21 protein-coding genes are annotated in these 20,144 nt (G+C 34.1%); 6 read left to right on the top strand and 15 right to left on the bottom strand.

Annotation, left to right across the window (positions count from 1 at the left end; translation table 11 throughout):
• Positions 1 to 74: 74 nt before the first annotated feature.
• The 5 genes from RTY06_RS02825 to RTY06_RS02805 form a co-directional block, all read right to left on the bottom strand.
• Positions 75 to 302, bottom strand: a complete 228-nt coding sequence (locus RTY06_RS02825) for a putative signal transducing protein (RefSeq protein WP_312822654.1) — start codon at positions 300 to 302, stop codon at positions 75 to 77.
• 10 nt (positions 303 to 312) lie between these two features.
• Positions 313 to 2,631 carry an outer membrane beta-barrel family protein gene (locus RTY06_RS02820; RefSeq protein WP_312822652.1) on the bottom strand — a complete coding sequence of 773 codons (2,319 nt, stop codon included), beginning with the start codon at positions 2,629 to 2,631 and terminating at the stop codon, positions 313 to 315.
• Between the two features lie 115 nt (positions 2,632 to 2,746).
• A complete protein-coding gene (locus RTY06_RS02815; protein ID WP_312822650.1) occupies positions 2,747 to 4,279 on the bottom strand; it encodes a YifB family Mg chelatase-like AAA ATPase in 1,533 nt (510 codons plus the stop codon).
• A gap of 86 nt (positions 4,280 to 4,365) precedes the next feature.
• Positions 4,366 to 5,445 (bottom strand): mannose-1-phosphate guanylyltransferase, encoded by a 1,080-nt coding sequence (locus RTY06_RS02810; protein WP_312822649.1) that lies wholly within the window; start codon positions 5,443 to 5,445, stop codon positions 4,366 to 4,368.
• Entirely contained in the window at positions 5,432 to 6,037 is a 606-nt protein-coding gene (locus tag RTY06_RS02805; protein ID WP_312822647.1) for a SprT-like domain-containing protein, read from the bottom strand. Before RTY06_RS02805 ends, RTY06_RS02810 begins: the two co-directional genes overlap by 14 nt.
• Before the next feature lie 105 nt (positions 6,038 to 6,142).
• On the opposite strand from RTY06_RS02805, the gene RTY06_RS02800 reads away from it, so the two are divergent.
• Both RTY06_RS02800 and RTY06_RS02795 read left to right on the top strand, forming a co-directional pair.
• On the top strand, positions 6,143 to 7,813 hold the full coding sequence (locus RTY06_RS02800; RefSeq protein ID WP_312822645.1) for a tetratricopeptide repeat protein: 1,671 nt from the start codon (positions 6,143 to 6,145) through the stop codon (positions 7,811 to 7,813).
• A 3-nt stretch (positions 7,814 to 7,816) separates the two neighbouring features.
• Entirely contained in the window at positions 7,817 to 8,479 is a 663-nt protein-coding gene (locus RTY06_RS02795) for a response regulator (RefSeq protein WP_312822643.1), read from the top strand.
• A gap of 153 nt (positions 8,480 to 8,632) precedes the next feature.
• Here RTY06_RS02795 and RTY06_RS02790 read toward each other — a convergent pair whose 3' ends face one another.
• From RTY06_RS02790 to RTY06_RS02745, 10 genes are all read right to left on the bottom strand, one after another.
• On the bottom strand, positions 8,633 to 9,082 hold the full coding sequence (locus RTY06_RS02790) for a GNAT family N-acetyltransferase (protein WP_312822641.1): 450 nt from the start codon (positions 9,080 to 9,082) through the stop codon (positions 8,633 to 8,635).
• Positions 9,075 to 9,698, bottom strand: coding sequence for a ribosome biogenesis GTP-binding protein YihA/YsxC (gene yihA / locus RTY06_RS02785; protein WP_312822640.1), 624 nt, complete (start codon positions 9,696 to 9,698; stop codon positions 9,075 to 9,077). Before yihA ends, RTY06_RS02790 begins: the two co-directional genes overlap by 8 nt.
• Before the next feature lie 93 nt (positions 9,699 to 9,791).
• Entirely contained in the window at positions 9,792 to 10,553 is a 762-nt protein-coding gene (locus tag RTY06_RS02780; RefSeq protein ID WP_312822639.1) for an alpha/beta hydrolase, read from the bottom strand.
• Between the two features lie 125 nt (positions 10,554 to 10,678).
• Positions 10,679 to 11,131: a tRNA (cytidine(34)-2'-O)-methyltransferase gene (locus tag RTY06_RS02775; RefSeq protein ID WP_312822637.1), complete on the bottom strand. Its 453-nt coding sequence runs from the start codon at positions 11,129 to 11,131 to the stop codon at positions 10,679 to 10,681.
• 8 nt (positions 11,132 to 11,139) lie between these two features.
• Positions 11,140 to 11,532, bottom strand: a complete 393-nt coding sequence (locus tag RTY06_RS02770) for a hypothetical protein (protein WP_312822635.1) — start codon at positions 11,530 to 11,532, stop codon at positions 11,140 to 11,142.
• Positions 11,529 to 11,819, bottom strand: a complete 291-nt coding sequence (locus RTY06_RS02765) for a hypothetical protein (protein WP_312822633.1) — start codon at positions 11,817 to 11,819, stop codon at positions 11,529 to 11,531. The genes RTY06_RS02770 and RTY06_RS02765 overlap by 4 nt, the downstream gene beginning before the upstream one ends.
• Positions 11,820 to 11,822: 3 nt before the next feature.
• A complete protein-coding gene (locus RTY06_RS02760; RefSeq protein ID WP_312822631.1) occupies positions 11,823 to 13,223 on the bottom strand; it encodes a nucleoside recognition domain-containing protein in 1,401 nt (466 codons plus the stop codon).
• A gap of 183 nt (positions 13,224 to 13,406) precedes the next feature.
• Entirely contained in the window at positions 13,407 to 14,633 is a 1,227-nt protein-coding gene (locus tag RTY06_RS02755) for a 3'-5' exonuclease (RefSeq protein WP_312822629.1), read from the bottom strand.
• Positions 14,634 to 14,676: 43 nt separating this feature from the next.
• A complete protein-coding gene (locus tag RTY06_RS02750; protein ID WP_312822627.1) occupies positions 14,677 to 15,297 on the bottom strand; it encodes a hypothetical protein in 621 nt (206 codons plus the stop codon).
• A gap of 12 nt (positions 15,298 to 15,309) precedes the next feature.
• Positions 15,310 to 16,842, bottom strand: a complete 1,533-nt coding sequence (locus RTY06_RS02745; protein ID WP_312822626.1) for a helicase HerA-like domain-containing protein — start codon at positions 16,840 to 16,842, stop codon at positions 15,310 to 15,312.
• 101 nt (positions 16,843 to 16,943) lie between these two features.
• On the opposite strand from RTY06_RS02745, the gene RTY06_RS02740 reads away from it, so the two are divergent.
• The 4 genes from RTY06_RS02740 to RTY06_RS02725 all read left to right on the top strand — a co-directional run bounded on the left by RTY06_RS02740 (position 16,944) and on the right by RTY06_RS02725 (position 20,068).
• Positions 16,944 to 17,825 (top strand): bestrophin family ion channel, encoded by an 882-nt coding sequence (locus RTY06_RS02740; RefSeq protein ID WP_312822625.1) that lies wholly within the window; start codon positions 16,944 to 16,946, stop codon positions 17,823 to 17,825.
• 2 nt (positions 17,826 to 17,827) lie between these two features.
• Complete coding sequence (locus tag RTY06_RS02735; RefSeq protein WP_312822624.1) at positions 17,828 to 18,367, top strand: RNA methyltransferase; 540 nt, start codon at positions 17,828 to 17,830, stop codon at positions 18,365 to 18,367.
• Positions 18,368 to 18,538: 171 nt separating this feature from the next.
• Positions 18,539 to 19,192: a CBS domain-containing protein gene (locus RTY06_RS02730; RefSeq protein WP_312822622.1), complete on the top strand. Its 654-nt coding sequence runs from the start codon at positions 18,539 to 18,541 to the stop codon at positions 19,190 to 19,192.
• 3 nt (positions 19,193 to 19,195) lie between these two features.
• Complete coding sequence (locus RTY06_RS02725) at positions 19,196 to 20,068, top strand: NAD kinase (RefSeq protein WP_312822620.1); 873 nt, start codon at positions 19,196 to 19,198, stop codon at positions 20,066 to 20,068.
• Positions 20,069 to 20,144: the final 76 nt, after the last annotated feature.

Genomic DNA, 20,144 nt, shown 5'->3' with positions numbered 1-20,144 from the left:
CTCTTTCCTATCAAAATATTATTTAATTTTGTCTAAACTTTTGGGTGCAGTCTACATTTGGCGAGGTTTTGTTTTTATTGATTGTATTTATTATAAAATTCAGTCATCAATTCATTTGCTTTTTCGAAGTCATTTTCTGAGACTTTTAGCTGAACACCACCACTTGTATTATTGAATAAATTGTAAGTATTCGCTAAAATATTCCCAAAAACGAAAGTTTCAATATCGTTGGTTTCCAGGAAAATTTTGAGCATTTCTGCTTCTATTTCTGTATTGAAAATCTTGAGTGTAACTAATTCCATAATTCATTGATTATAACCTGTTCGAAGTTTCGTTGACAGCATTTTCTTTGTAATTGGATTTTTTCAATTTTCCAAAATTATACTTTGCCGAAAAAGATATCGTCGGCGTATTTCCAAAAAAGGTGCCAGTTGAATTGATTCCGCTATAAGTCATTTTCTGAATATAATTCATTTGATTGAAAACATCATTGTAGCGAACCGTAAAATCAAAATCCGAAATAGAAGAAGTCATCCCAAGATTGACCAGACACATTGCATTGTTTTCATACAAACCTTCCACACGTTTTGTGATGTAAGAACCGTCCAACAGGATTGATAAATACTTCCAAACATTCACGGTATTGTTGGTTGAAAAATAAACATACGGCGTCGAATTTTTAAGAACGGCTAAAGAATCTTCGATTTTATCATAATTAACGGAAAGGCTGTTCTGAGACGTCCATTTTTTTCCTTGAAAAAGAGAATCGATGCCTAAAGAAACGCCCATTTCTTTGTCAAAATTAACCGGTTGAAATTTAGAAATATTTCTTTCCTCATCATAAACCAACGTGTAACCCAAAGGATTTTTGCTGTTGTAAGCAGAAGCGTTGAGAGAGATTTTTTTCAGATTTGTGGTAAAAGTAATCGTGTTGGTATAAGTCGGAACTAAATCCGGATTCCCTTGATATTCAACGTACGGACTTCCATATAAACCGCCGGAAGCTAGATTTCCATAACTAGGACGCGAAATACTTTTTCTGAAATTCAAAGTATAATCATAATTGTCATTTTGCTTGAAACTGATTTCTGCATTGGGAAACCAATCTAGATAATCTCTCTTAATTTTAGTAGCATTCTCAATCACATCAAAACCTTCCGCATTGGTTGTTTCAGCTCTCAAACCTGCATTGATATTCCATTTGTTAGCACTAATAGCGAGATTGGTATAACCTGCAACATTCGATTCTTTGAATTGGTATTGAAAAAATTCTGGATTTTGATTATTCTGATAAGTCGTTTTGTTATTGGTGCTAGTTTCTGCTTTTGTGAAGCTTCCGCCCAATTCCAGATTGTAATTGTCACTCAGCTTTTTCTCAATATCAATTCTTCCGGAATAAGCATTTCCAGCGTATAACTGATGACGAAACTGATTAAACTCGTAACCAGAATTATTGGTATCATTGAAAAAACTATAATCCACATTATCGCTCTCTCTTTTGAACTGAAATCCGGTCAAAATCTCAGCATCCCAATCTGTTATTTTCTTTTTATAATTAAAGATAGAATTGATTGTTGCTCGGTTTCTGTCTTGCTGATTCAGGGTTTTAACAAAGGTAGAATTACCATTTTCTGAATAGAAAGTATTGGTATTGTTATCGCCTTTGTCGGGTCTGAAATTCGTATTAAAACTCAGCGTGATATAATCGCCGTCGTCATTCAGTTCCTGATACAAACTTGCTCCAAAAATAGTTTGCGGACGTTTTGTAACAGATTTAATAATATAATCAGAACTAATATTTTTACTCGGAACTTGATAATCAAATCCGTTGCTTTCCCAATGATTGATTTGGTTGTAGGAAGCATTTAATTTCCACTCGGTTTTATTTTTCCTTTGTTGAAAATTGGCTGAAAGATAATTACTAAAACGTTTTTGGAAAGTTGCAGTTTCCGAAACGCTTAGCTGTGCGCCATCTTTTTTGCTCTTTTTAAGATTAACTTTGATAACTGCTTTTCCTTCTGATTCATATTTGACAGATGGATTTCTTATAACTTCCACCGATTTGATGTCATCCACCGAAATGGCGGACAAGGTCGCAAAATCTACTCTTTGATTATCAACGTAAAGCAAAGGTGTTCCTTTTCCAACAAACGATAAACCTTCGCCGTTCGCATCCATCATTACAAAAGGTAATTTTGACAATAATTCTGAAGATGTTGGTACTTTATTTAAAGCAGAATTTGCTACATCCAGCGTAATATTCCCATTTTCTACCTTGAAAGTCTTTTTCTTAGCAGTGATTGTCACCTCATCAATTTTTTGGCTTTTCAGTTCAAAAGCAATTGACAGCTCCAGATTCTTTTCCAGATAAAATGGCTTCTCATTCTGAATCGTCTCATCAGAAGACAACTGAAGATGATAATTTCCAGATTTCAATTGATCAAATTCAAACTTTGAATTTTGAGCGACTGTAGATTTAAGTAATTGATTATCATTATCCAAAAGATAAATAACAATTGGAGCTCCATTTTTTTCTTTATCAGAATTAAGGATGTTTCCATTAATCTTAAGATTTTGCTGAGCAGAAAAAGTTGCCGAGATGAGGATTAAAAACAATAAAATGTTCTTCATTGCTAATTAGTTTTTAAAAGTTTACTTCATTATTTAAAACAATCATTAGCTTGGTTTTATTACATCCAAAAAGAAGAAATGATTAAAATCAAAACCGTTGATAAGATTCTTAATTCTAAGCATTCCAAAAATCTCTATCCAAACTTCTGTATTGTATTGCCTCAGAAATGTGGTCACCTTGTATATTTTCCGAATTTTCCAGATCTGCGATTGTTCTTGCAACCTTCAAAATTCTGTCATAAGCTCTCGCCGAGAGATTGAGTTTCAGCATTGCAGCTTTTATTAATAATTGAGAATACTCGTCCAATTCACAATATTTTTCGATGTCTTTTGGTCCCATTTGCGCATTGTAATTGACCTCAGAATCCTTGTATCGTTCATTCTGGATATCTCTTGCTTTGTTTACTCTTTTCCTAATGCTTGCACTACTTTCACCTTTCTTTTTTTCGGCTAACTGTTCATATTCTACTTTAGAAACTTCGATGTGAATATCAATTCTGTCGAGGAGAGGTCCTGATAATTTGTTCATATAGCGTTGCATTTCCATTGTTGATGAGGTGTTGTTTGGGTCATCTGGGAAATAACCGCTAGGGCTGGGATTCATACTTGCCACGAGCATAAAACTTGCAGGATACTCAATCGTAAATTTGGCTCGAGAAATTGTCACAACTCTATCTTCCAAAGGTTGTCTCATGACTTCGAGAACTGTTCTTTTGAATTCGGGCATTTCGTCTAAAAACAGAACACCATTATGGGCGAGGGAAATTTCTCCCGGTTGAGGATAACTTCCGCCTCCAACCAAAGCGACATCAGAAATTGTGTGGTGCGGCGAGCGAAAAGGCCTGATTGTTATTAAGGATGTTTCCGTTCCCATCTTTCCAGCAACAGAATGGATCTTTGTGGTTTCTAAAGACTCTTTGAGGCTAAGTGCGGGCAGTATACTTGGAAGCCGTTTGGCAAGCATTGTTTTTCCACTTCCTGGTGAACCTATTAATATAATGTTGTGTCCTCCAGCTGCAGCTACTTCCATTGCACGTTTTGCTGCTTCTTGCCCTTTAACTTCATCAAAATCGAAAGGGAAATGATCTATCTTGTCTTGAAATTCTTTTCTTGTATCAATCTCAGATTTTTCTAATGGTAGATCTTCATTAAAAAAATCAATGACTTGTTTGATATTTTCAACACCATAAACGTCTAAATTGTTGACAATAGCGGCTTCTCTTGCGTTTTGTTTTGGAAGAATGATTCCTTTGAAACCTTCTTCCCTAGCTTTGATTGCAATGGGCAAAATACCTTTTATAGGTTGTAACCCACCATCAAGAGAAAGTTCACCCATTATCAGATATTGTCCTATATTCTCTGCTTTTATTAAATCTGAGGCAGCTAAAATCCCCAACGCAATGCTCAAGTCGTAAGCAGAACCTTCTTTCCGGAGATCCGCAGGAGCCATATTAATAGTAATCTTTTTTCCTGGAATTTTAAATCCTGAGTTTTTCAGAGCAGCAGATATCCTATAACTACTCTCTTTAATGGCATTATCTGGTAATCCTACTAGATGATAACCTACACCTTGATCTACATTGACTTCTATGGTAATAATTTGTGCAGAAACGCCATGAATGGCAGCACCGTAAATTTTGACAAGCATTTGTGTTTTATTTAATAATAAATAAAAATAAAAAAACTCTTTGATAAAAACCAAAGAGTTCATTCTATTTTGCAAAAAGATTTAATTTACATAAACCTTTCTCCTTTTTTCAAATTTTTAAGATCAAGAACATATTCCTTTATCAATTGATCATTGTCACGTGGGCAGATCAACAAAGCTTTCTCTGTATCTACAATAATGTAGTTTTTAAGCCCATCAATTACTGCTGCTTTATTCTGGTTTTTGATTCTAATGACGTTGCCTTTTGAGTTGTAAGTCAAAACATTTTTGGAACTAATTGCATTATTATCATCATTCTTGTCAGCGTTAGTGTAAACAGAAGTCCAGGTTCCAAGATCGCTCCAGCCTAGATTTGCCGGAATTACGTAAACATTATCAGCCTTTTCAAGAATTCCGTTGTCTATAGAAATTTTGCTTACAGTTGGATAAATGGTTTCAATGTATTCTTTCTCAGCATCACAATTATACTCACCTTCGTTAAATTGATTCAACATCTCCGGTAGATATTTTTTGAAAGCCGAAAGTATACTTTTTGTATTCCAAATAAAAATCCCTGCATTCCAAAGAAAATCCCCAGATTCTATAAAGTTTTTTGCAATTTCTAAGTTAGGTTTTTCTGTAAAAGTTTTTACTTTCGAAACAGCTTGATCTTTTTCTTGAATGAATTGAATATAACCGTAACCAGTATCTGGTCTTGTTGGAGTGATTCCTAAAGTAATCAAATAATCATTCTTGGAAGCGAGATCAAATGCTAACTCCAACTTATCCAGAAAAGTTTTTTCTTTTAAAATAAGATGATCCGCAGGCATTACAATAATATTGGCTTCAGGATTGACATTTTCTATCTTTTTGGCCATATAAAGGTTGCACGCAGAGGTATTTTTCATAGCTGGTTCACCCACGATATTCTCAGAAGGAATCTCGGGGAGCTGCTGTTGCGTAAGATCTACATATTCTTGATTTGTAATGACATAAATGTTTTCTGTAGGGATTAACTGATTGATCCTGTCAAACGTTTGCTGAATCATCGTTCTTCCGGTTCCTAATATATCGTGAAATTGTTTTGGGAATTTCTGAGTACTCATCGGCCAGAATCTGCTACCGATACCTCCTGCCATTATTACACAATAGTTATTGTTCTTCATTTATGATTAATTTTTCGACCTTTGCTAAAGCTCGGAATAAATATTTGTTATTATTACTTGAGTTGATACAAAGATATAACTTTTTCTTTTTTTCTAATAGTTTATAATTATCACCTTTATAGCGAAATTCATCATTAATTAACAAATCCTCAACAAATACAAGATTATCGTCAGAATTTTCGATATGAAAATATCGGACTAGTTCCGGACTCGCCATAAAGTTGGCTTTGGGATTTTTTGAGTATTTGAAAATTATGGGTTTCAAATCATCTGTATAAACACTGATACTTTCCAATAACATCTCCCGAAAAGTATCTTTCCATTCTTTACCATGAGCACTGATTCTAAAATTAAAATTTTCAAATGCAAGTAAATGAGCCAATTCATGCGTCAAAACAAAGAAAAAAAGTTGCTTATCTAGAGTAGAGTTGACCGTAATCTGATGAGATTTGTCGGGCATTTTTCTATAATCTCCCAGCTTACTGTTTCTATCTTTTGTAATTCTAATATGAATCCGATAATCTGCAAACCATTTTTTGAGAAAAGTAAGAGTATTCTCCGGAAGATATTGCTCTAAAGTGTTGATGGACATTAATTATAAACGAATAGTTAACAAAAATAATGATTAATGTTGATTTTAGAATTAATTATTATTTAATTGATGTTATTTTCCTTAAATTTCGGATAAATTGTAAAATTGTACAAATCTTTCCTTTACTTTTTGGTATTAATTTTATTTGGATGTGCTCAAAAACAAGAGCCAACAATTGATTCTCCAAAAAAACAAGTCAATCCATTTTATGAAAAAGCGTTTGTTTTTATAGATAATGATCAGGACAGTGCATTTTATTACTTTAACAAAGGAAAAGACGTTTTCATCGAAAGAAAAGACAGCTTTGGGGTTGGAAAATGCTATGTGAATATGGCGATTATCCAAGAAAATACCGGTGATAACTTTGGAAGTATAGAAACTAGTCTTACAGCGCTAAATTTTCTAAATGAGAAAGATATCTCTCATTACTATTCGTTATACTGCAACTATAATAATCTGGGAGTCGCCTCTACCAATCTTAAGAACTATGATGATGCCAGACGTTTTTACGATAAAGCTTATCTCTTCACAAAAGATCCGATTGATAAACTGATGCTTGCAAACAACATTGGCATTGTTTATCATGATGAGAAAAACTATGGAAAAGCTATCACTATTTATAAAAAGCTACTAGATAGCATAGGATCAAAAAGTGAATTTTATCCAAAATTATTACTTAATTTTTCGCGGTCAAAATGGTTTGATGATAAAAACTACAATCCCACTCAAAATTATCTTCTCGCAGAAAAACTAAGCGAAAACCTTGATGATGAGTGGACAAAAGATGCCGCTTTTGCCTATTTGTCTGCTTATTATCTTAATAAAAATGCAGATTCTTCTAGATTATACGCCGTCAAAATGTTGGATCTTGCTCAAAAATTAAGTTATCCTACAGATCAGTTAGAGGCTTTGAAAATACTCATAAAATTGTCAGATGGCAAAATTGCTCAGAGATATTTTGATGATTATTCTAGAATTCAGGATAGTTTGCTGAATGCCCAAAATCAAGCCAAAAATCAGTTTGCTCTCATTCGTTTTGAAAGTGAGAAATCCAAAGCAGAAAATCTAAAACTGCAAAAAGAACACGAAGCTCACGAATACCAAATGGAAAGACAAAAAGTCACTATCATTTCAATTATATCATTTATAATGATTTTTGGTTTTTGTGTGTTTTTATGGATTAAAAGAAAACGAGAAAATCTCATATCAGAAGCTAATAATCAGTTGCAAGAACAAAGATTAGATTTCTCCAAAAAAGTTCACGATTTAGTTGCTAATGGGATATATGAAGTAATGACAACTATTGAAAATCAAAATGATCTTCCAAAAGAAAAGATACTGGATAAATTGGAACTGATGTACGAAAAATCCCGCGATCTGTCTTATGATAACAAAGCACTTCAACAGGATTTCTGTGAAAGAGTTTTTGGATTAATCAGTTCTTTTGATAATGAAAAAACGAAGATTATCATTATAGGAAATGACGAAGATTTTTGGACTAATATTAATAGATCTTCACAAGAAGAATTTTTTCAAATCATAAGAGAACTCCTCGTGAATATGAAAAAACATAGCCATGCGTCTCAGGTTATTTTAAGATTCGTAAAAGTTAATAACTTAAAAGAAATCAAATATATAGATAATGGGATTGGTCTAGCGGGATGTTTTGTGGAAAAAAATGGATTTTCTAATATGAGATCCAGATTACTAGAAATAGATGCAAAAATGGAAATCGAAGAAAGCGAATCCGGTTTAAAATTATCAATAAAATTGTAAAAAATGTTCGGTAAAATACTAATTGCAGAAGATCATGAGAGTAGTAACTTTTCTGTTCGCAAAATTGCAGAAGAGCTCCAGATTCCCAACATATATCATTGTTTTTATTGCGATGATGCAGTAACTCAAATCAAAAAATCTTTGAGCTCCCAACCTTACGAATTGTTGATTACCGATCTTTCTTTTGAGGAAGATGAGAGAAAACAATTGATACAAAACGGAAGAGAATTGATTAAAGCTTGCAGAGAAATTTCTCTGGATCTCAAAGTTGTTGTTTTCTCGGCAGAACATCGTATAGGAGTTATCGATTTGTTATTCAGTGAGTTGAAAATAGATGCATTTGTCCGTAAAGCGCGTCTTGATTCTGAGGAATTGAAAAAAGCGATTGAAATGGTTTATGAAAACAAGACTTACATCTCTCATGGCCTTAAACTTCCCACAAAAACTAATAATACTCTAGAGTTTAGTAACTACGATATCACCATACTTCAACTTTTGTCTGATGGCGTTTTACAAAAAAATATTCCCAAGAAGTTACAAGAAAAAAACATTTATCCCAACAGTTTGAGCAGTGTGGAAAAAAGAATCAACGCCATGAAACTAATGTTAATCGTGAAAAATGTGGAAGAATTAATAGCTAGCGGCAAAACTATGGGAATAATTTAATAAAAAATCGATATTTTTTTTCATTTTACGGTTTTCCCGTAAAGAAATGTGAATTATTGTAATTAATTTTGCAAATGATTAATAACCATAAAGACACAAATCAAGAAAAAGTATTTTCACAATAAAGAGTCTGAAATAGAATTTCAGACTCTTTTATTTTCTAAACATTTCTGTATGAGGAATATTGTCTTCTAGATATTTTTTATCAGTTTCTTGAAATCCAAACCCCGAATAAAATTTCAACAAATAATCCTGAGCAGAAATCCTAACTTCAGAAGTTCCCAATCTATTTTCTATAATCTCTACAGCGTAGTGGATTAATTGTTTCCCAAGTCCTGTTCCTCTTCCTTTTTCGGTTGTAATAACTCTTCCGATAGATGTTTCTGGATATTTAATACCTTTATCAAAAACTCTGCAATAAGCTAAAACCTCTCCATTATTCTCAGCCCAAAGATGAATTGCTTTTTGGTCATAATCATCCAAATCTGGGTAAGGACAATCTTGTTCTACAACAAAAACATTGACTCTCGCTTTTATGATTTCGTAAAGTTCAGTCGTGTTAAGTTCCGAAAATGTTTTGATTTTCCACTCTACATTAGTCATCGAATCTAATTTTATTTTTAATTAAAAACTGATTGGTTTCCGATACGAAATTCAGAATATCATCTGTTCCTGTTTTCTTTTCGGCAGATGTCACATAGATATTGGGAAGGTCTTCCCAGGTTTTCAGCAATTCGGTTTTGTAGGCTTCCACATTTCTATTAGCTCCGCCTGCTTTTAGTTTATCCGCTTTAGTAAAAACAATAGAAAACGGAATGTTACTTTCTCCGCACCATTGCATAAACTCCAAATCTATTTTTTGTGGCGTATGACGGACGTCTATCAATACAAAAAGATTGACTAGGTTTTGTCTGTTAAGGATATAATTGGTAATCAGCTTTTCAAAATCTTTTCTAAGACTTTTAGAAACTCTTGCATAACCATAACCTGGTAAATCGGTCAAAAACCAATTTTCATTAACCAAAAAATGATTAATCAACTGTGTTTTTCCTGGAGTTTGCGATGTTTTCGCCAAATCTTTATGATTCATCATGGCGTTAATGAGAGAAGATTTTCCAACGTTGGAGCGTCCGATAAAAGCATATTCCGGCAAAGTCGGTTCCGGACAGTTTTGCCATTTCTGACTGCTTTTTACGAATTCTGCGGTTTTGATTACCATATTTTTATAATTTAAAAACCATTAAGAATCAAATTTATTTTTAATTAAAACTTAATTTCCTAATGGTTCTGAATATTTTTATTTTGAATAGAGTTACATTACTCTTTTAAGCCATTCATAAAGAATTTCGTTAAACTCATCCGGCTTTTCCATCATTGCGGCATGCCCACATTTATCAATCCAATGCAATTCAGAATTTGGAATGAATTTGTGCATATCTTCAGCAACTTCCGGTGGAGTTACATTGTCTTGTTTTCCCCAAATGATGCAAGTAGGACAAGTAATTTTCGGTAGGTCATTTAACATATTGTGTTTGATGGCGCTTCTTGCCAGCATCACGGTTTTTATCCCTTTCATTCTGTCATTCACAACCGCAAAAACTTCGTCTACCAATTCATCAGTAGCGACAATTGGATCATAAAAAACATCTTGAGTTTTTTTCTTGATATACTCCTTATCGCTTTTTCTAGGAAAACTGTCTCCAAAAGTTCTCTCGTACAAGCCAGAACTACCTGTTAGAACAAGATTTCTTACCAATTCTGGACGAGATGTTACAAGAATCAATCCGATATGTCCTCCCATTGAGTTTCCTACAATCGTCACTGGTTTTCCAATAACATCGGTAATGAACTTTGCAACAAACTTGGAAATAGATGCCAAATTGGTATTTAAAATTGGTAAATCATAAATCGGCAACTGGGGAACAAATACCTGATAACCTTTATCCGAAAAGTAATTTATCATCTTATCGAAGTTGCTCAAACCGCCCATTAAGCCGTGCAAAAGCACCATTGGATGACCTTCACCCGCTTCTACATAACTATATTTCGTGTCTTTTTTAGTCTTAAAAATCATAATGCTCTCTCGATAACGCGCAAAAATACAAATAAAAGAATTATTTTTTAATGATAATCCTACTAAATTGGTCAAAATTAAATTTATTTTAACACTGATGTCAATTTATTGATAAGTTTTGATTCTTACTTCAATGCAATTTGCCTTTTGGCTTCACCAACAACAAACGCAACTGAATTGGCAATATTAAAACTTCGAATCAACTTTGACATTGGAATTGTCAAATGATTTTCAAATAAATCCAAAACCTCTTGACTCAATCCACGACTTTCCTTTCCAAAAACGAGCCAATCTCCATCTTGGAATTCATTTTCATAAATAGAATTTGTTGCGTGTGAACTCATTAAGAAAACCCTTGATTTATCCGGAATCACATTCATCCATTCTTCAACATTCTGATATTCGGTTACGTCCAGATGAACCCAATAATCCAATCCGGAACGTTTCAAATTAGCATCATTAATGACAAATCCAAATGGATGAATCAAGTGTAATCTGCTTTCTGTTCCTACACACAAACGACCGATGTTTCCTGTATTATTAGGAATTTCCGGTTCTACTAAAACGACATTTAACATTTTGAAATTTAATTTAAAACAACTTTCAATTCGTTGATTCTATTAATAATTGGTAAGGCGAAAATTCCGCTGGTTTGCAAATATGATTCGTAGAACGTTTTGGCTTTGTCAGCATAATCAAGTTTTCCTTCCGTTCTGTAATGAAACATAAAAAGATTCCCAAGCATCTCGTAATAATCTGTGTGGTCTTTAGGTTCTCTTTCGTTTACGATTTCGATAATCTCTTCTTTTGACTTTGAAGCAATATCATCAAAGTTAATTTTAAAAATGTCTTTCATCAAAGAATCGAAATCCAATTCTTTTTGCATCAAGCTTTCTTCCGGTTTTCCAAGCAACAATTTTTCTAAAGCCTGAGTTAATTGTCTTATTAATCTAAGTGTAAAATCTTTATCTTGAATCATTTTTTAATTTTATTTTCTTCTTCATCGAGCTCCGGACTGGCAGAAACCCTTGATACAAAATGAATTGTTCCCTCTTTTGAATTGTAAATCTTTCCGGCAATTTTAACCCCAACTAATGTTCCTAAAATGGTGATCAGGATTGAAATTATTGTAGCAAAAATTGAATCAAATGAGAAATAAATAATCGTTGCTAAAACCAAACCGATTAAGAATGGAGATAAGAAAATTTCTATCCACCCAATAATTTCTGTCGTTTCTTCGAAGATATTTCTCTTTTGATTTTTCATTAATTATCCGAAAAACAAATACGCTAAAACAATTGCTGTGATTACGCCAACCAAGTCTGCCAAAAGCATCGAACCAACTGTATATCTTGTATTTTTAATTCCAACTGAACCAAAATAAACGGCAATAACATAGAAAGTTGTATCAGAACTTCCTTGAAGAATCGCAGATAATTTCCCCGGAAAACTGTCTGCTCCAAAAGTTTTCATCGTATCCACCATCATTCCGCGAGCTCCTGAACCCGATAATGGTTTAATCAAAGCTGTCGGCAATCCATCCACGAATCTTGTATCGAGATGTGACGCACTTGCAATCCACTTCATTCCGTCGATAATGACATCAAAAACGCCACTTGTTCTGAGTAACGAAATCGCAATCAACATCCCAACCAAATACGGAATAATCTTGACACAAACCGTAAATCCTTCTTTTGCACCATCTATAAACGCATCGAAAATATTGATTTTTTTATAAACTGCACCGAGAACTATTGCGAAGAAAATCAACAGTATAATTCCGTTACTCATCACTTTGCTGAATGAGTCTAATTCTTCTTTATTTAATTGAACGAGATACAAAACCAGCAATGCGATAATCGCAGAAATTCCACCAACGTAAGCTAAAACAATCGGCTGAAAAAGATTGATTTTTTGTCTGATAGAAACAATTATCATCGCCGCCATTGTTGCACAAAAAGTCGCAATCATACAAGGCAGGAAAATGTCTGTCGGTGTTTCTGAACCCATTGATGAACGAATTGCAATAATGGAAACTGGAATCAATGTCAATCCGCTGGCGTGCAGACAGAGAAACATAATTTGCGCATTGCTGGCTTTATCTTTATCTGGATTCAATGTTTGGAGACTTTCCATTGCTTTGAGTCCAAAAGGTGTTGCAGCGTTGTCGAGACCGAGAAGATTCGCGCTGAAATTCAGCATCATATGTCCGAATGACGGATGGTTTTTTGGAATCTCAGGAAACAATTTTGAGAAGAATGGTTGAATCAATCGACTGAGGAAATTAATTCCACCTGCTTTTTCGGCAATGCTCATAAAGCCCATAAACAAAGCCATAATTCCAATCAGTTTGAGGCAGATGTTGACCGCTGTTTCGCTGGTTCCAATTACGCCATCGGTTTCTGCAACTCGGTAAGTTTTGACTTGTTGAAGAGAATCCATTTTGTAATGGATGTGGTTGTCCTCGAAATCAGGATTTGATAATAATGATTTCTGAATCTCACTCGACATCTGAGCCAATGGTTTTTGAGCAATCTGAATCGTATCGCCGCCTTTTCCAACAACCATATCGTTGAAAATCTGACTGTAATTATCAGAACTGAAATACTTGATTGACGCAACCGCAATCGCAATAATAATAAAGGCGGACCAAATCCTGCTTAGAACCATTCGGAAAATTAATTTTTAGTAAATGTATGAAAAGATATGAGATTTTAGAAGTTGGTTTTTAAAACTGTTTATGCTTTATAAACACACATTTGTCATCCCGTAGGAATCTAAACTGCAGAGATTCCTACGGAATGACAAAGACTGATTTCAAACAGAAAACTTTTGTGTCTTTTGTGATTGAAATTATTTTTCAGGAAGCGGAGAAACCTCAAACTCATTTCTCAAAAGTGCCAATTGCAAATCGTTTTGAAGCTCTTGCGAGAATCTCGAAACAGGTAACATCAGCTTTTTAATTTTATCCAAAGACTGAATCTGATGATACAATTCGTAAAAACCAAAACCGGTCAATTTTCCGTTTTCTAAAATGAGGAAAGACTTTTCTCCCAAAGTTCTTCCTGATGCTGACCAGATTTCGTTTCTCTTTTTAAGATTAATTTTCTGAGTGAATTCAATCAAATCTTTCAGCTCTTCTTTGGATTTGATATAATTAATCGCCTTCAAACCTTGTGTAAAACTTTTGAATCTCAACAACGGTTTTTCCTCCTGTTCCTTTTTGATTTTTTCGAGAATAAATTTGTTCTTCCTATAAAACAAACCGAATGTCAAAGGCTGTCTTTTCTGGATGCCTTTGTTCTGCATCATCAGTTTGGCGATCAGGTCAGTTCCCGTTAATTCATAAGAGATTTTTTCAGTCTCGTTTTGCAGTTTTTTGTATTTGGCTTTATCAGAATCGAAGATTTTTTTCGCTGATTTATACAAATCTTCCACAACATCGGAGTAAATAATTTTTCCTTCGCTGTTTTGGAAATACAGGATTCCGCGTTCGTTCGGAAGGTCTTCCGTCAGAATCTGAATTTTATTAATATAATTTTTGGCGTGATTTTCCTCTTGCTGAGATTGGATGATTTCGTTATTTTGGTCTTTAATCATCAATAATTTGAACAGATCCAAAGTCGCTCTAGCATCGCCACTTGCACGATGCGCTTCACTCAAAGGAATTCCAATCGATTTGCAAAGTTTACTCAACGAATAACTTTTCTCATCAGGAATCAATTTTTTAGCTAAAGGAATTGTATCTAAAGTGTTGATTTTAAATTCGTAACCAAGGCGTTTGAACGATTGGCGAAGCATCCTGTAATCGAAATCAATATTATGTCCAACCAAGATAGAATCTTGAGTGATTTCAACCACTCGTTTTGCAATTTCGTGAAATTTCGGAGCTGTTAAAACCATTTTCGAAGTGATTCCTGTCAACTTTTGAACAAAAGCAGAAATCTCACTTTCGGGATTCACGAGTGAGATAAATTGATCTGTAATCTCGTGACCGTCAAAACGATAGATGGCAATTTCTATAATGCTTTCTTTCCGAAAAGGCGCTCCGTTACTTTCTATGTCTATTACCGTGTACATCTAGATTTTTGGATTGTGCAAAATTAAAAAATCAAAGGAGATTTTAGTCAAGCATTCGGTTTTTTATCAATTCTACTTTTTTGATAGAGCCATTAGGAGCTATGGTTATATTTTTTTGTCCTTTTTCAACATAAAAATAATATTCGCTGTTGGAATCTATCAGATAAATATCATTCACTTTTCCATCATCGTAAGTTATTTTATAGTTGAATTTCATATCATTGTTTTTGATTCTGTCTCTTGCGCTGATTCCAAATCCAACACCGCCCCCGAGGAAAAAACAGGCAATCATAACCACAATGGAATTTAGAAATTGCTTTTTAATAAACTTTTTGAATTCTTCTTCTGTTGCATTTATATTTTTTGATAAAAATATCTTGTGGGTCAACGATTCACGAACCCATTTTTTGTGCGAGTTTTTAACTTGATAATTATTAAAAACGTATAATCCCCAAATTATTAAACAAACGGCAACTATCAAAATGGGAAATCTTGTGATGTCGGAAATAGGACTCATCAGAACATCGGTAATTGAAGAAAATTTAATGAAGTTAATTCCTAAAAAATAGAAGAATACGCCGTCTTTCAGAATCCCTAATACAATTAGATAGAAATACCCTAATGGTAAAAGAGTCTGGAGTTTTTCAATAAGTTTATAATCCATTAATTAGTTTTATTATCTTCTTTTTTTCATACTGAACATTCCTAAAATAAACTTCGCACCTTCTCTTGCTAAAGTATTCAGAAAAGTTTTTCCGGCTCGGCTTTCGATGACTTGTTCAAACATTCCCTGTTCTTCTTTTGGTTGCGCTGTTCTTCCTCTTGTTGGTGTTGGAATCACGGTTTGGGTATGTTCTTCGATTCTTTTATTAAGGATTTCGTAAGCACTTTCTTTATCGATTGTCTGCTCGTATTTTCTTACTAATGAAGAGCTGTTCGTCAATTCATCAATTTCTGATGAAGTTAAAACATCCATTCGACTTTCAGGCGAAATCAAATAAGTTTGAACCAATGGAGTCGGAATTCCTTTTTCGTCGAGCGCTGTTACAAAAGCTTCTCCGATTCCAAGGTTTTGGATTAATTCGTTGGCTTTGTAAAACTCAGTGATTGGATAATTTTCTACAGCTTTATCAATTTCTTTTCTGTCTTTCGCTGTGAATCCTCTCAAAGCGTGCTGGATTTTCAAACCAAGCTGACTCAATATATTTTCAGGAACATCGCCCGGAATTTGAGTAATGAAATAGATCCCGATTCCTTTGGAACGAATCAATTTGACCATTGTTTCAATTTGAGAAAGCAAAGCTTTTGAAGCCTCGTTGAAAATCAAATGCGCTTCATCAATGAAGAGAACCAATTTTGGTCTTCCGCTGTCGCCTTCTTCAGGAAAAGTCATATAAATCTCAGCAAACAGAGAAAGCATAAATGTTGAGAAAAGATTCGGTTTGTTCTGAATATCATCAACTCGGAAAATGTTGACAACGCCTTTTCCGTCTCTGGTTTTTAGTAAATCTTCAACATCAAAACTCGGTTCTCCAAAGAAAGTAGAAGCACCTTGTTGTTCCATTGCGACAATACTTCTGAGAATGGCTCCCAAAGATGCAGGCGCAATCGAACCATAATTGTCTGCCAATTCTTTTTTACCAATCGGATTATCGGTCACATATTGAAGAACTTTTTTCAAATCCTGCAAATCAACAAGCGGTAAAGCTTTGTCATCACAATATTTAAAAACAATGGACATAATGCTTTGCTGAGTGTCATTCAATCCAAGAATTTTACTCAACAAAATCGGTCCAAATTCCAAAACGGTTGCTCGAAGTTTCACTCCTTTTGCTCCGGAAATTGTCATCAATTCTACCGGAAAATTCTGTGGCGAATAAGGCAATTGCGTTTTGGCGTAACGGTCTTTGATATTGTCATTTTCAGTTCCTGCTTCGGCAATTCCGGATAAGTCACCCTTGATATCCATTACCAAAGTCGGGATTCCTGAGTGTGACAATTGTTCTACAAAAACCTGAAGTGTTTTGGTTTTTCCGGTTCCTGTTGCGCCTGCAATCAATCCGTGTCTGTTAACGGTTTTCAATGGAATCGAAACGTTAACTTCCGGAACAACTTCGCCGTCAAGCATTCCTTTTCCCAGAATGATATGTTCTCCTTTCGGATTATATTTTGAGTTGAGGTCGGTGATAAATTTCTCTTTATTGGACATCGATTGGTTTTTTTTAACGCTTAAATTTAAAAATAATTCCTTGAAATCTATCTGAAAATTAAAATTTCTAACACTTATCTTTGCAAATAAGATTCTCATCTATGCGCGCTTACAACACCAAAAATTTCCTGAAAATCCTTATCAGTCTTCACAAAAGTGATACACTGAGCATTCTTTTCCCGACAATGTTGCTTGTAGGAGCTTATTGTTATGGGATTTATTATTTAGAAATAGAATATTTGCATTTGAACTCAAAATCATCAGTCATTAATGTTGGGATGATTCATTCCTTGCTTGGTTTTGTTTTGTCTTTGTTGTTGGTTTTCAGGACTAATACAGCTTATGATAGATGGTGGGAAGGAAGAAAACTTTGGGGAAAATTAGTGAATGATAGTCGGAATTTTGTTATTAAAATTAATAGTATTCTTCCGGAAAATGATGTTAGAAATCGAGCTCAGATTGCAAAATATCTTAGATTTTTCCCACATTTTTTGGCGAATCATCTTTCCAAAGAATCTACAAGATTGGTTTTGGATGAAGACTTTTCTGATTTGCAAAAAGAACTCCAGCATCATCCGCCAGCTGAATTGGTTTTTCTTTTAACTAAAAAATTGTATCAACTTAAAAAGGAAAATAAAATCTCTGATACAGAAATGCTATTTCTTGACACGCAATTGTCTGGATTTTTGGATGTCTGTGGCGGTTGCGAACGAATTAAGAATACACCGATTCCTTATTCATATTCATCATTCATTAAGAAGTTTATCGTTTTTTATGTAATGGCACTTCCTGTGGCGAATGTTGTGAATCTAGGATTTTTTATGATTCCGATTACGATGTTTGTTTATTATGTTCTGATGAGTTTGGAACTGATTGCGGAAGAAATCGAAGACCCATTCAATAACGATGAGAACGATATTCCTATGGAAGCGATTTCTCAAAATATAGAAAGAAGTATAAATTTAATTTCAAATAAAGCTTGATTTTGACAAAGAAACTGAAACTCGAAGAACTTGGAAGAATAGATGTAGAAACCTTCAAAAAAACTGCGAAGATTCCATTAGTTGTAATTCTCGACAGTGTGAGAAGTATGCATAATGTTGGTGCAATTTTCCGAACGGCTGATGCATTTTTGGTGCAGAAAATTGTTCTTTGCGGAATCACACCTCAGCCACCTCATCGTGAAATTCATAAGGCAGCACTTGGTGCAACTGAAAGTGTTGACTGGATTTTTGAAGAGAATATCAATACTGCCATTGATAATCTTAAGAAAGAAAATTTCAATATTATCGGAATCGAACAAACTTCAACAAGTCAACTGATTTCTGATTTTGAAATTAATCCTGAAAAAAAATACGCTTTAATCCTAGGAAATGAAGTAGATGGAATCTCGGACGAAGCTTTAAATAATATTGATACTTTCCTTGAAATTCCCCAACTCGGAACCAAGCATTCTCTTAATGTAAGTGTCTGTGGCGGAATCGTAATTTGGGAATTTGCGAAACATCTTGGAATTAGAAAATAAAAAAACTGCAAACACAATGAAGTGCTGCAGTTTGAAATAAATCTAATAAAAAGTAAAAATGAAAGGCGACAAAGATATGTTTTTTGCTTAATACAACGCAATGCTTTTTATAAAAATTTATAAAAAATTTTAAAATCCTTTGTGGCTTAGGAATTTTTGTAAATTAGCATAATGTTTATAAAAGATTATATATCGAAGGATTATCCGATTTTCAATTCTCGGGACTCTATAGAAGAGGCTTGCGAGACTGCGAAAGAGTTCGGCTATTCTCACGTATTTATAATAAAAGGAGGTGTTTTTCAAGGCGGATTGAGTCAGTCTTTTTTGGAAGACAGTCCGGAAGGAAATTTAGACAGTCTTAACATTCATTATGAGCGTTTTGCAATAATGGAAGATAGTAGTCTTCTCGACAGCATCAAACTTTTTCATACTTTCAATGCTAATGTGATTCCGGTGATTTCCAAAGAAGAAAAATATCTCGGTTACATCTCTTGCGACGATATCTTCAATGAGTTTTCAAAATATCCGTTGTTTTCTGAAAATGGAGCAATTCTTACGATTCAGACTAATGGACTTCATTACTCTATGACAGAGATTACTCAAATTGTGGAAAGTAACAATGCGAAAATTTACGGCACTTTTATCAGTGCGATAAAAGAAGACAGTATTGAAATTACACTTAAAATCAGTAATGAAAATCTAAGCTCGATAGACGAAACTTTTGAAAGATACGGTTATAACGTCATCAATAAACATTACGACGACGAGAAAGAAGAACTGTTGAAAGACCGATTTGGGTTTTTTCAGAAATTTTTGGAAATATAATTTATGAAGGCAGCTATCTATTCTCAAAAAAAAGACCTCGATACTTTTTTGTATCTCAATAAATTTATTTCGGAACTGGCACTCAGAGAAGTTTCTGTAGTTCTTCATTCGGAAATGGCAGAAAAGCTTAATTTCTCTAAAGAATTTGATACATTTTCCTGCAAAGAGGAACTTAAAAATAAAAATGTCAACATCGTTTTCAGTTTTGGAGGCGATGGGACAATTCTGAATGCGCTGACTTTTATTCAAGACCTTGAGATTCCAATTATTGGTGTTAATACAGGGCGATTAGGATTCTTAGCGAATTTTAGAAAAGACCAGATTTTCGACGAATTGGATTCTATTATTCTTGAAAAAAATTATAATATCAGTGAGCGTTCCGTCATTAAAATCACGACGGACAGCAATTCTGAAATTGACTTTCCTTTTGCGCTTAATGATGTAAGTCTTTCAAGAAAAGAAACAACTTCGATGATTACTGTGGAATCTTACATCAATGAAGAATTCCTGAATGTTTTCTGGGGCGATGGATTGATTGTTTCCACACCAACTGGTTCCACAGCCTATTCATTAAGTTGTGGTGGGCCAATTATTTCTCCAGCAAATGATAATTTCGTTATCACGCCGATTGCGCCACACAATTTGAATGTTCGTCCATTGATTGTGAAAGACGACGCAAAAATAAAACTGACCGTAAAAAGTCGTGTTCCGGAATATACCTTAGCGTTGGACTCACGACTTTATCATATGGAAGTGGGAAGCGAAATTATCATTGAAAAGGCAGAATTCTCATTGTTTCTCATCAAACCGAAAAATTTCAGCTTCTATGAAACCATTCGCCAGAAACTACTTTGGGGGAATGATAAGAGGAATTAACAAATAAATATTGGTCTTGACATAAGACATATAAATCGAAATTTGGAATAATTAATAATTTCGTAAGTTTACAGTC

The organism is Epilithonimonas sp., from assembly GCF_032055105.1.
In the GTDB taxonomy this organism is placed as follows: domain Bacteria; phylum Bacteroidota; class Bacteroidia; order Flavobacteriales; family Weeksellaceae; genus Epilithonimonas.
The sequence above is the reverse complement of the archived record's forward strand: the minus strand, read 5'-3'. Positions and strand labels throughout refer to the sequence as shown.

Bases quoted from the DNA above. Each gene is read 5' to 3' on its own strand.
- RTY06_RS02825 (WP_312822654.1), bottom strand. From the start codon at position 302: ATGGAATTAGTTACACTCAAGATTTTCAATACAGAAATAGAAGCAGAA.
- RTY06_RS02820 (WP_312822652.1), bottom strand. From the start codon at position 2,631: ATGAAGAACATTTTATTGTTTTTAATCCTCATCTCGGCAACTTTTTCT.
- RTY06_RS02815 (WP_312822650.1), bottom strand. From the start codon at position 4,279: ATGCTTGTCAAAATTTACGGTGCTGCCATTCATGGCGTTTCTGCACAA.
- RTY06_RS02810 (WP_312822649.1), bottom strand. From the start codon at position 5,445: ATGAAGAACAATAACTATTGTGTAATAATGGCAGGAGGTATCGGTAGC.
- RTY06_RS02805 (WP_312822647.1), bottom strand. From the start codon at position 6,037: ATGTCCATCAACACTTTAGAGCAATATCTTCCGGAGAATACTCTTACT.
- RTY06_RS02795 (WP_312822643.1), top strand. From the start codon at position 7,817: ATGTTCGGTAAAATACTAATTGCAGAAGATCATGAGAGTAGTAACTTT.
- RTY06_RS02790 (WP_312822641.1), bottom strand. From the start codon at position 9,082: ATGACTAATGTAGAGTGGAAAATCAAAACATTTTCGGAACTTAACACG.
- yihA (WP_312822640.1), bottom strand. From the start codon at position 9,698: ATGGTAATCAAAACCGCAGAATTCGTAAAAAGCAGTCAGAAATGGCAA.
- RTY06_RS02780 (WP_312822639.1), bottom strand. From the start codon at position 10,553: ATGATTTTTAAGACTAAAAAAGACACGAAATATAGTTATGTAGAAGCG.
- RTY06_RS02775 (WP_312822637.1), bottom strand. From the start codon at position 11,131: ATGTTAAATGTCGTTTTAGTAGAACCGGAAATTCCTAATAATACAGGA.
- RTY06_RS02770 (WP_312822635.1), bottom strand. From the start codon at position 11,532: ATGATTCAAGATAAAGATTTTACACTTAGATTAATAAGACAATTAACT.
- RTY06_RS02765 (WP_312822633.1), bottom strand. From the start codon at position 11,819: ATGAAAAATCAAAAGAGAAATATCTTCGAAGAAACGACAGAAATTATT.
- RTY06_RS02760 (WP_312822631.1), bottom strand. From the start codon at position 13,223: ATGGTTCTAAGCAGGATTTGGTCCGCCTTTATTATTATTGCGATTGCG.
- RTY06_RS02755 (WP_312822629.1), bottom strand. From the start codon at position 14,633: ATGTACACGGTAATAGACATAGAAAGTAACGGAGCGCCTTTTCGGAAA.
- RTY06_RS02750 (WP_312822627.1), bottom strand. From the start codon at position 15,297: ATGGATTATAAACTTATTGAAAAACTCCAGACTCTTTTACCATTAGGG.
- RTY06_RS02745 (WP_312822626.1), bottom strand. From the start codon at position 16,842: ATGTCCAATAAAGAGAAATTTATCACCGACCTCAACTCAAAATATAAT.
- RTY06_RS02740 (WP_312822625.1), top strand. From the start codon at position 16,944: ATGCGCGCTTACAACACCAAAAATTTCCTGAAAATCCTTATCAGTCTT.
- RTY06_RS02730 (WP_312822622.1), top strand. From the start codon at position 18,539: ATGTTTATAAAAGATTATATATCGAAGGATTATCCGATTTTCAATTCT.
- RTY06_RS02725 (WP_312822620.1), top strand. From the start codon at position 19,196: ATGAAGGCAGCTATCTATTCTCAAAAAAAAGACCTCGATACTTTTTTG.